9 protein-coding genes are annotated in these 13291 nt (G+C 32.1%); 6 read left to right on the top strand and 3 right to left on the bottom strand.

Translation table 11 applies throughout. The features are described 5' to 3' along the window. Positions 1-286 precede the first annotated feature (286 nt). On the top strand, positions 287-1066 hold the full coding sequence (locus tag MHB58_RS10750; RefSeq protein WP_340735178.1) for a CPBP family intramembrane glutamic endopeptidase: 780 nt from the start codon (positions 287-289) through the stop codon (positions 1064-1066). 1250 nt (positions 1067-2316) lie between these two features. On the opposite strand, the gene MHB58_RS10745 is transcribed toward MHB58_RS10750, so the two are convergent. Beyond that, positions 2317-3165, bottom strand: a complete 849-nt coding sequence (locus MHB58_RS10745; protein WP_014823659.1) for an MBL fold metallo-hydrolase — start codon at positions 3163-3165, stop codon at positions 2317-2319. Between the two features lie 267 nt (positions 3166-3432). On the opposite strand from MHB58_RS10745, the gene MHB58_RS10740 reads away from it, so the two are divergent. The 4 genes from MHB58_RS10740 to MHB58_RS10725 all read left to right on the top strand — a co-directional run bounded on the left by MHB58_RS10740 (position 3433) and on the right by MHB58_RS10725 (position 5816). After that, positions 3433-4116, top strand: a complete 684-nt coding sequence (locus MHB58_RS10740) for an HAD family hydrolase (protein WP_340735177.1) — start codon at positions 3433-3435, stop codon at positions 4114-4116. Positions 4117-4178: 62 nt separating this feature from the next. After that, positions 4179-4673 (top strand): hypothetical protein, encoded by a 495-nt coding sequence (locus MHB58_RS10735; RefSeq protein WP_340735176.1) that lies wholly within the window; start codon positions 4179-4181, stop codon positions 4671-4673. Between the two features lie 256 nt (positions 4674-4929). Further along, on the top strand, positions 4930-5337 hold the full coding sequence (locus MHB58_RS10730; RefSeq protein WP_340735175.1) for a hypothetical protein: 408 nt from the start codon (positions 4930-4932) through the stop codon (positions 5335-5337). 38 nt (positions 5338-5375) lie between these two features. Further along, positions 5376-5816 (top strand): NUDIX hydrolase, encoded by a 441-nt coding sequence (locus MHB58_RS10725; RefSeq protein ID WP_340735174.1) that lies wholly within the window; start codon positions 5376-5378, stop codon positions 5814-5816. A 500-nt stretch (positions 5817-6316) separates the two neighbouring features. Here MHB58_RS10725 and MHB58_RS10720 read toward each other — a convergent pair whose 3' ends face one another. Further along, the gene (locus tag MHB58_RS10720; protein ID WP_340735173.1) at positions 6317-7345 is read right to left on the bottom strand and encodes a PTS transporter subunit IIC; all 1029 of its coding nucleotides are present in this window, start codon (positions 7343-7345) and stop codon (positions 6317-6319) included. 915 nt (positions 7346-8260) lie between these two features. Next, positions 8261-10087 carry a sensor domain-containing protein gene (locus MHB58_RS10715; protein WP_014823665.1) on the bottom strand — a complete coding sequence of 609 codons (1827 nt, stop codon included), beginning with the start codon at positions 10085-10087 and terminating at the stop codon, positions 8261-8263. Positions 10088-10833: 746 nt separating this feature from the next. Between MHB58_RS10715 and MHB58_RS10710 the strand changes: the two genes are divergently transcribed. Next, entirely contained in the window at positions 10834-12822 is a 1989-nt protein-coding gene (locus tag MHB58_RS10710) for a methyl-accepting chemotaxis protein (RefSeq protein WP_340735172.1), read from the top strand. Positions 12823-13291: the final 469 nt, after the last annotated feature.

Below are 13291 nucleotides of genomic sequence, written 5' to 3'. Positions count from 1 at the left end.
TTGCGGACGAGGTCTTAGCCCCACGGGCGCGAACGTTTTACCTCGGCTACCGTTATCATATATCGATATAAAAAATGGTCAACCAGAAATATTTTCTGGCTGACCTAATAATACGATCGGGCGCGATTCTTCAATGAGAAGATCGCGTTTTTTCGTTATAGGGCCATATTGTGGATTAAAAAGCCTTTAATGTAATGTAACCAAAAGCGGGGTGAGGTTATTTATTAAAGGAATTTTTTATATCGAAGTAATATATAATAAGAAATAAATGAAGTGAGGTATTCTCTTGAAATTCAAAGACCTGAAATGGCTAACTATATGGATATTTATTATTACATCGATGTACCATTTTTTTATAGCACGTACAGTGGAACCTAGAGCTTACTTAGGATTATTAATGATCATACCGTTACTAATATTTTTGATACAACAAATTGTTATTTGCAAAAAAATTGAAATGCAGCAATTTGCAATTAAAAAACCTAAAATTGCTCCACTACTTCTCTCAATTGCTTTACCTATCGTATTAGGTTTGTTTGTTCATACATATTTCTTTTTAACTAATCAAGGGACATTTTTATTTGCAGAGCATAAAGAATTATTAATTTTATTAGTACTAGGACTTACTATCACAACGATTTCAGCACTAATCGAAGAAATAATATGGCGTGGCTATTATCATAACAGATTGAGAAAAATCTATTCATTCCATAAAACAGCCTTTATTATCGCCTTAATATGGAGTCTTTGGCATTTTCCAATTGCCCTTTTATATAAAGGTTATACAAATCTTATAATCGGCATAATAAGTTACCTAGTTATTCTTTTTTTCACTTCTTATTTACTATCCTATCTAAGAGAGTGGAGTGGTTCTATCATTCCAGCAACTTTTTTCCATGGTCTAATGAATGTATTTTATTTTACTGATGGTGTTCAAATACCTCTATCATTACATACGATCGAATTGACGAAGTGCATCATATTAAGCTTATTTTTCATAGTTATCTATATATGGAAACGTTTTTTGAATTACTCGTGTATACTTGAAAATTTAAAAATGGACTGAATAATTAATTATTCATACAGATACTATAATTTGTTAATTAACAATAAAATTAATGCTAGAACTGAAAAAGCGTAATAAGCTACCGTCGTTTTACTTATCGATTTCTTCTCGTCCATTTACCCGTACCTTCTTTCTATATTCTTAAACCTTCAATTCTAATTATAACATTAATTATAAACTAGTCCCGTTCTCAAAACCGTATTTGGGTAGACAACCACACGAATATGACGATCCCTTATTCAACAAATCGGGAGCGATTCTTCAAAGAGAAGATCACGTTTTTCCGTTATAGGGCCATATTGTTGAATAACTAATTTATAGTGTCACAGGTTTGCAAAGAAGGATTATTAAACGGCAGTAAAGAAAACCGATAGTGACCAGAAATATTAAAGGAGTAAGCAAAATGAAAAATCTTTTATTAGAATCACACTGTATATTTCCGACATCGGATATATTATAAACTGCTGAATTTTATGAACAAAAAATGGGATTTAAGGCTGTACGATATTTGGACGCAACCGAACCCCATATATGTTTGTATCGTGATACAACAGTAACTAAGACTAACGGACAAAAAGTAATTCCCAATAGGGATTTATATGGCTAAGGGTACGATGCTTACTTTATTACAAAAAATCAAGAGAATCTTCAAAAAAAGCTTATTAATTCTAATGTGAAAATAATTCGTTTATTAAATAATACCGATTACAACAATAAAGAATTTGTAATTGAGGATATAGATAGAAGATGGATAGCATTTGGCATTAAAGTAGATTAAGGCTTATGAAGCGCGGAATTTAATAATCAGGTGCAAGTATTGAAAAGCAATTTTTCCTTTTCAGTAAACAGGCCATATCGTTAAATCACCTCTGAATTAGCAAACGACGCTTGGAGAATCCAGTCACTTAAAAGTCAGGGAGGAAAGTAATATGATTGAACTTAGAAAAATCACGTTGGAAAACCGACAAAGAAAATCTTCTATGAATTAGTGGAAAACACCAAATTAAATCACAATGTATTTACTCTTAAAGTGAGTGATTCTAATGATGGACCAGACTGGTAAAAGGTTAAGGTTGTTGTTTCATTAAACTAGCTAATAATAGCTGATACTTATTTCACAAATGGGCGCTATTCTGTATAAGGATTAGCGCTAATTTTTATTATCAAGAAAATAACAAACTCTTTAAAAAAATAACCAATGGTCACTTCGTAAAGTGATCATTGGTTACGCGATTCATTTTTTTATCAAATTAAAGTGATTGAATAATATAGTCATTTACAAATGCTTTTATAAAAAATAGCTCATCATCATTAGGAGTTCTGTTATTTTCTAGATTGAAAGATTCTAAGGCGTCTTCTAATGAGGAAGAATTAACTGCTTTACTTGCTGCTCTTAAATCTCTCCAAAAAGTCGTCATTTCTTCCATATCACAAATTGATTCATGGCCAAGGAGGAATGCTTCTGCATTATATTTTTGAACATCTTCAATCATCGGTAATAATAATGATTTTTTATAATGGAATAAAGAGTTTTTCGTTGTACCATATACACAATCCCCTAAAAAAATGACTTTCTCATCAGGAACATAAATGATTGTAGCGTCATCAGAATGTGTACTGTTTATTTTTTCAAGTACACATAATTTATTCCCTAAATCGAGCGTTAATGTTTTTTCAAAGATGATGTGTGGAGCGTTTAATTTAAATTGATTTCGATTTGGGATTTCTGTCTGAATAATCTCGATGCATTTATCGCCCATTAATTTAGACTGTTTATACGTTTGGAGTGAACTGTCATCAAATTTGTAACTTTGCCATACATTTAGCAATTTGTTTGTTTGACTATTCACTATAATAGTAGCATCAAATTCATTCATGCCCAGGAAATGATCCCAATGTGCGTGGGTAATTACCACATATTTAATTGGGGGTACATTTAGCTTTTTAATTTCATTTAAAAAATCCTTTGCATGTTGAGTAGAGTTACCACAATCTACAATTAGGCTATATTGTTCTCCACTAACCAGTCCCAAAGTAGGGCGGTCGTTTTCATCTTGATTAGGCATATAATATATATAATCACTGAATTTATTTAACATGTTTTATTTTCCCTCTTTTCTAGGTAGTTGTATGTTGAAGAGGAAATCTACTTGTTTATCTTATATTTAATAAAATAAATTAAGATTTTCTCTCATTATTAATTTACCACCAGGCTGATACCACATTCCATTTATGGAAAAGTATAACATAATGGTTATGATATACAGTAGTATATAATTGAGGATTTATTTGAGTAATAAAATATATCCACACGATATTCATTTATAACACCATAAGGTTCTATATTTTGGAAGGAATGATTATCAATGGGTTATAAAGCAGTAGTATTTGATTTAGATGATACCCTTCTTAATAGGGATCATGCTATAGATAATATGTTTCTTATCATTTTAGAAAAGTGTTATGTTGATGTGAAGAATTCTGAAAGAAAACAAATGTTACTGAAATTCAAAGAGTATGATCGAAGAGACTATGGTAAAAGTAATAAAACAAGAGTCTTTGTATCTTTTTTTAATGAATTCCCGCCAAAATATAGACTGCCAAGTAATGATATTCAAGATTTTTGGAATTATAATTTCCCGAATTGTTTTTCAATAAATAAAAGCACTATAAATATGGTAAATATAATAAAGCAACGAGCTAAAGTAGCAATTATAACAAATGGGACAACTCAGAGGCAGAGAGCTAAAATAAATAATACTAAACTAAATAGTTATTTTGAAACAGTAATCATTTCAGAAGAAGTGGGATTTAGCAAACCAGATAAACAAATTTTTGAATTAGCATTAAATAGTCTTAATATGCATCCTGAAGAAGTATTATTTGTTGGAGATGACTTAGAAAAGGATATTAGGGGATGTCAAAGTGCTAATATAAAGGGTATTTGGTACAATCCATTAATGGAAAAGAATCGGACAACTATAAAACCATTTGCAGAAATCCATTCAATTGATAGTTTATTAAGTTATTTTACTTCAGAATCTGATTAGCTAATAGAAGCAGATACTATTCAGCAATAATTTAGCTTTATACAAATAAAGGAGCAACAAGTATGGTTAGAGAGAAGCTTAAAATTCTTTTTAATAGTATGGAATGGGTTGGATTTTCAACAAGTCAGCCATGGAGAGCTTATAATGTAAAATTTAATAAATACTTCAATTATCCTGAAAAGGATATACGGGCTGGAACACTTCTTGCTTTTTATGGTATGTTGCAGCAGTGGATAGATGATTCCAGTTTCGTATTTGAATTTTATGATGATCAAAAAGATGCGATTTTCAGCTTTGAGGAATATATACTAGATTTTCTAAATTACGCAGATGAAATAGCTGAAGAATTTCCCGGTATATATGGTTCAATTGGGTATGCTTTAAAGGAGTTAGATAATAAAATAAGATTTGAAGCAAGATTTCCATCAATTGATCCAGCAATTTTTGAGGAAATGAGAAAGGCTTTGTACACGGATAAGGTATTAAGTGGAGAATGGGAATCAAAATTCTATGAAGATGCGTTCATGGAAGTTGGCTTAGGGAGAGAATATATGTAATTCTGTCCAGAAGGAAGGTTCCTGATGAAAAGCTCAAGAATGTTGCTTTATAGCATTATTGAGCTATTATTCTTGTTGAAATATCGAGGGTCACAAAAAACAATATTCAACAATCTGGCGCGATTCTTCCAAAAGAAGATCGCTTTTTTCCGGTATAGGGCCACATTGTTGAATAACGTCCTTATTAAATGAGAAAATACACTTAAACTAAAGCAACAGGTTAATTTAAGAAGATTTTAAGGATATAGGTGATTAAATGAAATCCAATTATAATTTAAAAGACCCTTCAAAAAAATATATTGATGTTGTAAAGCAAGCTAATTCTTTGTACGGTTTGTTTTCGAGGAAGAAAAAATTAAGAGCGGTAGAGTTTTTTAAGAGTAAATTAAATGACGAAGATTTCGAAGTAGAAGAATTAGCTAGTGGATTTATATTCATAGGCTATTTATATCAAGAAATCAAAGATTATGAATCTGCAGCATTTTACTTTAATAAAGGTTACAGCTTAGGTAAAGATGTTCAATTCCCTTATAACTCTCGTTTAAAAAAAGTATTAAAAACTTTTCTAAAAGCAAGTCGAAAAGATTTATATGATTATTGGCGTTCAGATTTTTTAAAGCGAAGTCATTACGATAAAAAATTTAACAAATTAATGGACGCGTAACTTTTCTTTTTAAACTAATAAATTTCAGGGGGTATTTTATGTTTGTAGTAAATGTAGAAGGGGCAATTCGTCGCAATGAGAAATGGCTTTTAATCCGCAGAAGTGAAAAGGAGGAGCATGCTGGTGGAGGTCTCTCATTAGTAGGAGGAAAGTGTGAAATTGAAGGTGATTCGTCTGATATTCTGGAAAGAACATTAAAACGAGAAGTTTTTGAAGAAGTAGGTAGCGAAATTACAGGCATTAAATATGTAAATAGCTCCTCCTTCGTTACAGAATCAGGAATAAATGTAATCGATATCGTTTTCCTATGTCATCATAAATCTGGAGAACCTTACGCTAAAAGTACTGAAGAAGTGGATGAAGTTATTTGGATGACAACATCAGAAATTCTTGCACATACGGAACTACCTTTATTTCTAAAAGAAAACATTAAACTTGCAGAGAAAATACTACAAGATAATATGCAGGTGAAATATTAGTTATACATATTCCATAATAGGGCGCGATTCTTCAATAAGAAGATTTGCTTTTTTCCGTTATAGGGCCATATTGTTGAATGAGATCTTTTTGGAAAAATCCAGGCATAGTGTAGGAAATTTTATGAAAATAAAAAACCCGTAAACCTTAATATACCAAGGTTCACGAGCAATTATAATAATGGTCTTGATAAGTCAAGAATTTTAGAACCTCACCTTGTCGAAAGCATAAGGCCAAATTAAGCTAGTTCAGCTCAGTTAAATAAGTATGCGAAACATTAATTAACAAGGTTTTCATCAATTATAAAATCAACTGAATTAAATAAAAAAAGCTAAAAAAGTAATTCTGTGAGCATTTTAGTAAGCAAGTGATCTTTGAATTCCACTAACGAAGGGTATTAATCCAAGAAGGCTTTATACCCTTTTAATGTACGAAATGTGAAAAAAAAGAAGATTGTTCAGTTACAAAAAGAATATAAAGATCTGTGTCAAAAATTTAAAGATTATTGAATTTCCATACGTAAATCCCCAGTCTTAGCTAGTCCTCTAGCTTTTAGTAAATGATAAACAGTAAGAGAAATGACAGCTGGTAAAATGACACCTAATACAATATACATCATTAGAACAATCACACCTTGGTTAGCAAGAATATTTAAAGGTGCAATAAATGAGTTTAGACCAAGTCCCGCTAATGCATAAGGGACTTCAAAGTGAAACATTAGTATTGCGATTGGCGCACAAATGACCGAAGATAGAAATGGCCCTATAACAAGAAGTGGGTTTTTTACGAGATTTGGCACTTGTACTTTTGGTGTTAAAAATGATTGGGCAATATTGGCGCCTAAATCGTTTTGTTTAAAAGACATCGCCGTAAATCCGGCAAACTGAGCCGTACATCCGATTAGTGCAGCGGCACTCGAAACTGGGTCAAGTTGTAAGGCAATGGCAATTGCTGCTGAAGAGGCCGGAGACATTAGGAAAATACTCCAGACTAGTGCGATAACTATGGACCCTATCACAGGAGATCCTGAAACAGAGTTTGCGATAAATCTACTTAACTGTTCCAAAAGTGGTGTAGTCACTGCTGCTAATCCTACACCTGCGACACCTCCGATAAATATAGATGAAAATGGAATAGCAAGCATATCTAACTTCGTTCTACCAGCAATTCGTTTCCCAACCCAAACAGCAATAATGGTAGCTAACACGGCACTTATCGGTTGTCCTGTAGTAAGAATCCAGGCTCCTTCCGCATTCATATGTAGGGCATTTGCACCGATTGTACTAGATGCCATCGCACTGAAAATCACTAATGTATTTCCACCTAATTGATAAGCGATACCAGCACCGATTGCAGGCGCAAGCATAAGTTGTGCTGCCTTACCGATAGTTGTAAAGCCTTCCCAACCAGTAAAAGTTCCGAACGTCTCAATCAGAAGGCCAATACCTAATGTGACAAGAACTGCGTTTGCAAGCCCTTGAGACCCCTTATACATCCGCTCAACAATATATTGTTTTGTCGTTTGATTCATTTCTTAATACCTCCGAATATATAATATTAAATATATTGTGAATTTTCTAAAAATAAAAAGCCCCGAAAGAATATGTAGCTTACGAATAGAAATAAGCTTTGTTTAATTCCTTTCAAGTTGTAAATTTTTATAATATTAATATAATTTCTGAAAGTGGTCAATACTATTTTGGTATAAGAGTGAGTGAGAGAAAGTCAAAGATCTTATGATATCTTGGGTTTAATGAAGATAATGATTTAGCGAATATTTTTGATAAATCACTGAAAAAAAACTTGTGAGCAATTAGTAAGCATTGGATAATAATTCGAGGTTTATTTCAAGAAGTGTTCAGAAAGAAAAAGCCATTAAACGTTGTTATATCAGCGTTTAATGGCTTACTGAAATGATGGTCCCGACTGGTCTCGAATCAACAACCTAACGTTGCTACAACAACGTTTACCGATTTTTCTGTTGACCCAAAACTTTAATTTGAAAACGTTATTTAGGTTTATTTTGTATACTTTATAAACACTTAGTTCTGGAACTAATTTTAAAATTTATCTTATTTAAAAAAGGTTCAATACCTATTTCTATTAAAAAGTATTTTGTAGGGCTATGTTTTTCTGCTAAATGTATTTTAGTGATTAAAATTTCTTCTCTTACACGTTTAAAAACATTAGGGTTATGTTCAGGAAACCATTCATAACTAATCCCTTTATCTTATTCAATTTTTATTAGACAGTACACTATTTTTTCAAACATATAGGAGAATTCTTTTTCTATCCGCTCGTGATGTTCTAGTAATGCTTTAAGATAATCTGCAAAGCGATAAAAACGCTTTTGGTCAAAAGGATTTACCTGTCAACGCAATACCGGTGTCAGCAGTTGATACATGAAGAAACAGTGAGGAGCATAGTCCCACTGTTTTTCTTTTAGCTATAACATTAATTTCTTAAATAAAATTGACTCGATTTTGTCTGCAGCTAATGGTTTACTAAAGAGATACCCTTGCCCAAAATGACAGTTTAAGTTGATCAGTTCCTTAAGTTGTTCCTCTGTTTCAATTCCTTCTGCAACCACCTTCAGTTGCAGGTTATTGCCGATATCGATAATCGTTTTTACCAATAGGTTATTTTTTCTATTAGATAATAAACCCCTAATAAATGATTGATCGATTTTCAAAGTATCGACCGGTAATAAATTTATAAAATTAAGTGATGAGTAGCCAGTACCAAAATCATCAATAGAAATACCAACCCCCATATTTTTAAGAGAAGTTAATTGCGGAATAATAAGATCAAAATCCGCAATTAAACTTTCTGTAATCTCAATTTCAAAATATTGAGGTTCTATATTATAGGTTGTTAAGCATTTCTCAATATAATCTACTAGCTCATTTTCTTTAAATTGTCTTTGTGAAACATTAACAGATATTTTAGCTAAAGGATATCCGCTTGATTGCCATTGATGTAATTGGTAAAGAACTGCATTAATAACCCAATTTCCAATGTCATTTATTAAACCTGTCTCTTCAGCGATTGGAATAAATTCAGCAGGTGAAACTATTCCTAGCAGTGGATTGTTCCATCTAACAAGAGCCTCTAACCCTATTAAGGATGAATCAGCTAAATTACATTTAGGTTGATAATTAATAAAGAATTCACCATTAGAAATCGCTCTTCTTAATTCATTCTCGATTAGTAAATTTCTTTCGAGCTGTTTTCTAATATCCTCATTAAAAAACTTATAAGTATTTTTACCCTCCATTTTGGCATGATACATTGCAATATCAGCCAATTCTATTAATTTTTCGTAATTATATCCATGTTCAGACTTGCTACATATTCCTATACTACAAGTTATGGATACTTCTTTTTCAAAAATTAAATATGGTTTTTTTAGGATGTTTATAATCTCAATAGCTATGAATTCGGTATAATCATACTCAACATTTTGTACAATAACAATAAATTCATCTCCTCCAAGATGGTAAATTTTAATATATTCATTTTGTATACTGATTAGCCTTTCAGCAACACTGATTAATAATTTGTCACCATAGTTATGACCAAGTGTATCATTCACTATTTTGAAACGATCTAAGTCGATAAATAATATGGATGTATCAACTGACTCTTTTTTAGTTTTATCAAAATCCGATAATAGCTTCCTTCGATTAGGCAACTTTGTTAAATCATTATGCTCCGCTATATGTTCTATATAATTGAGGTATTGCTGTTGTTCCGTTATATCGCGTACTACACATATCATTTTCTTGGATCCCTCAATATTAGAAATGAGCAACTCTTGGGGGAAGATTGATCCATCCTTCCTTATCCCTTTTGCCTTTCCTTTCCACTTTCCATATATACGTAACTGGGTAATGGCTTGATTATTTAGGTGTTCAGCCATTTCTGGAGAGTAGCAATCCTTCCAACTTTTAGTTAAAAATTCTTTTAGATTATATCCATAAAGGTCTTGATGAGCTTTATTTACAAATTCAAACTCTCCTTTTTCATTTGTAATACCGATACCAAGTGTTACAAAATCTAATGCAAATGTATAGTCAACTAAGGTTGTACCCAATTCTTTTTTAGAAGAAACATATTTATCAAGGTGATTTCCAAGCATCCATCCAATAACATTTGCGCCAAAAACTATAATAGAGAGGGTAATGTTTTGACTTAATTCTAAATTGGAAAATATAAAAAAATTGGATATTATAAGTATTGCAGTAAGAGCTAACCTCCACGTATATTTCATTTTTTCCTCCCTCTATAACTCAACTAATTATTATTTTTAAATCAAATCTAATCATTTAAGAAATCCAATTTTTAAGAACATTAAATCAAATTATTGATGATGATAAAGGGAATTATACAAAATTTTCCTATCTTTCTCTTTTACAAACTATTATTATAAATATTTGCCCCTAAAAACGTGCCTATATATACAGGAAATTTACTTTTATATAGATATATTTTACCATTTCTATATTATAGTTTATTTTCAAATTATGTAAATGGTTTTTTAATAAATTATTGCTACATTCCCATTTTTCTTACTAAAAGAAAATTCACACTACTCCTTTTCGCGTTCATTCTTAAAGAATGTTTTCTTTTCTTATTAGGAGAAGAAAAAACCTTCTAACCGTTTGATTAGAAGACAAAAACACCACTATAGAAGAATGTTTCTATGTCATTATGAACGCTTGCGTGCAAAATCATTATTTTGCTATTAAAGAATTAAATGAAAAGAATCTTTTTCGACGAATTAATTAAAAGGCCTTCTTTTCTTTCTTAAGTCCCTTAGAATTCAGAGCCCAAGTCGTGTAACATATTTTTTCATATAGGTTCTATATAAAGCATAGGGAGGAATTTCGAAATTTTTGTTTTATTAAAAAAACTATCGCAATCTATATAAATATCAGTTAAAGTATTTAAAACTAATATAATTATAAAATTTTCAGATTAATTATATCAGTAATTAAATTTATTAAGGAGTAAAAAATGAATTTATCAGTGAAGTGGAAGATTATTGGAATTGTTATTCTCATCGCTATTTTAGGTTTTGGTACATTAGCAACGGTGAGTACAGTCATCATTTCCAGTAAAACAGAGGAAACTGTAATAAATCAAAGTGAAACCATCGTCCAACAACTTTCGACTAATGTACAAACCGTTCTCGACAATTTCGGACGGTCATTACAAATGATTGCCCAATCGGATGAAATCGAAAACTATTATGAAAACAATACCGCCTTATTTGATGATGCGGATTCTCAATTACGAAAAGATTTTCAAACGTATTTAGGTACATTTTCTAATACATCGGGTATTTATACAGCAGACGCAGAAGGGGTCATGTATGAGCCACACTTTGATGAGGTAAAAGATATTAATGCGACGACAAGGCCTTGGTATACACTTGGCATGGAGAATCCTGATGTGGTCAGTTGGACCGAGCCATATCTAGATGCTGCAACAGGAGAATTCACGATTACAGGTGTAACGGGTATTAAAGTCGGCAATGAGATTGTAGGTGTTCTGGCATCGGATATTTTGCTAACGGACTTAACACAAATGGTTGCTGCTATGGATCTTGGTTATAGTGGATTTGGCATGATATTTGATAGTACGGGATTGGCAATTGCTCATCCGGATTTAGCTGGTGAAGATTTATCTGAAAATAGTTATATTGAGAAGTTGCTACAGAAGAAAGACTCTATGATTTTAAATGAATCCATCAATGGTGTTGATTCAATTATTATATCCAATCATATACCGGGTGTTGATTGGACCGTGGCAGCACAGTATGAACAGTCAAATCTGAATAAAACAGCCAATGAAATTAGAGATATAATTATCTTAATTACGATTGCGATTTTAGCCATTACTTTTATTGTGCTATTCATCTTTATTTCGCGTGTTATCAAGCCTCTTTATAAACTTGGTACACTAATGGGGAATGTAGCAGAAGGGGACTTAACGGTTCATATTGATGTAAAGGCAAAGGATGAAATTGGTCGGTTGGCGCACCATTTTAATTCGATGATTGGCGAAATGAAAAAAATTATTGGTGTTGTGAAAACTTCAGCTGATCAAGTTGATGAGCGTTCACAACATTTAAGTGCGATGGCAGAAGAGACGAGTGCTTCTTCTATACAAGTTTCGAAATCAGTCGGGGAAATTGCTATAAGCACAGTTAGTACCTCGGAACAAGCCGATATTGTAACAGAACAATCAGCAAGCCTAGGCGATAAAATTGAAAACATGAAATCTTTATCTAACAAGGTTGAAGAATCTACTAGTGAGGCTGCTACCCTTAATCAAGAAGGACGCAAGCATATGGACGAATTATTACAAAGCTTCTCAGGAAACCAGCTAGAACTAGAAGAAATGACACATGTCCTTTCCAAGCTTGAAGCCCAGACGATTTCTATTAGTTCCATTATGGATACAATTTCATCTATTTCCGCTCAAACGAATTTATTAGCTTTAAATGCTTCCATTGAAGCCGCGCGTGCTGGTGAACATGGTAAAGGATTCGCAGTAGTAGCAGAAGAAGTCCGTAAGTTGGCCGAACAATCAGCTAATGCTACGGAAACCGTGAAAATGACGATTACTGAGCTTCAAAATTATTCGAATCAAGTAATTGTACCCATGAATAAAATGAAAGAATCATTTAATGAATCAAATGAAGTGGTTAATAAAACGAGCGAAATGTTCGCACAGCTCACGGAATTAATTGATCATGTGAATGAATCATTTATTTCGGTTCACGCTGAAATTGAAAGTGTTGATAGATACAAAGACCGTGTAATTGAAACAATTGAGGAAATGTCTATGAACTCTCAAAATTCGGCTGCAGCATGCGAAGAAGTTAGCGCGGCTACAGATGATCAATTACACGCTATTCAATCGGTAGCTGAGGCGTCTCAGGAATTAAATCAGTTAAGCGCTGATTTAGCGGTTGCCGTTAACCGTTTTAATGTTTAGAAGATTATAGTAAAGTAAGCAGGCATCGGGTGTCTCTATAAACTCGATGCCTTATTCAATAATAAATCACTAAAGAATATTATAGAGTAATACATGTTTGAATTTGTTGGAAACGTAGGTGAGCTTCATTGAATTGGGTTGCGGCTAAGACTATGTATAATACCAGAAATTCGGATCATTGGCGTACAGACAGAAGCATGTCCTAAATTAAACGTCTCTTTCCCTATGTCTTATAGAAAACAACGACTTTTCTATATTAGGATATTTAAAATTAATTAGATGTTGAATCATGGTATTATATAAAATTTAAGATATTGGTAATAACTGTAATTCATCTGACTAATTATAATATAAAGCAGTATTGGAATTTTATTTTGAGAATATTAGTTTAACTATTTGAAATGTGAGAGTATGTTATATTGAATAATGAATCAAATACATAAAGGAATAAGTATAATTAGGTTAAGCA

This window comes from Solibacillus sp. FSL K6-1554, from assembly GCF_038005185.1.
Classification (GTDB): Bacteria; Bacillota; Bacilli; order Bacillales_A; family Planococcaceae; genus Solibacillus; species Solibacillus silvestris.
The sequence above is the reverse complement of the archived record's forward strand: the minus strand, read 5'-3'. Positions and strand labels throughout refer to the sequence as shown.

What these genes read in the sequence shown, in the direction of transcription:
- MHB58_RS10745 (WP_014823659.1), bottom strand. Translation starts at nt 3,165, where the DNA reads ATGTTAAATAAATTCAGTGATTATATATATTATATGCCTAATCAAGAT.
- MHB58_RS10740 (WP_340735177.1), top strand. Translation starts at nt 3,433, where the DNA reads ATGGGTTATAAAGCAGTAGTATTTGATTTAGATGATACCCTTCTTAAT.
- MHB58_RS10735 (WP_340735176.1), top strand. Translation starts at nt 4,179, where the DNA reads ATGGTTAGAGAGAAGCTTAAAATTCTTTTTAATAGTATGGAATGGGTT.
- MHB58_RS10730 (WP_340735175.1), top strand. Translation starts at nt 4,930, where the DNA reads ATGAAATCCAATTATAATTTAAAAGACCCTTCAAAAAAATATATTGAT.
- MHB58_RS10725 (WP_340735174.1), top strand. Translation starts at nt 5,376, where the DNA reads ATGTTTGTAGTAAATGTAGAAGGGGCAATTCGTCGCAATGAGAAATGG.
- MHB58_RS10720 (WP_340735173.1), bottom strand. Translation starts at nt 7,345, where the DNA reads ATGAATCAAACGACAAAACAATATATTGTTGAGCGGATGTATAAGGGG.
- MHB58_RS10715 (WP_014823665.1), bottom strand. Translation starts at nt 10,087, where the DNA reads ATGAAATATACGTGGAGGTTAGCTCTTACTGCAATACTTATAATATCC.
- MHB58_RS10710 (WP_340735172.1), top strand. Translation starts at nt 10,834, where the DNA reads ATGAATTTATCAGTGAAGTGGAAGATTATTGGAATTGTTATTCTCATC.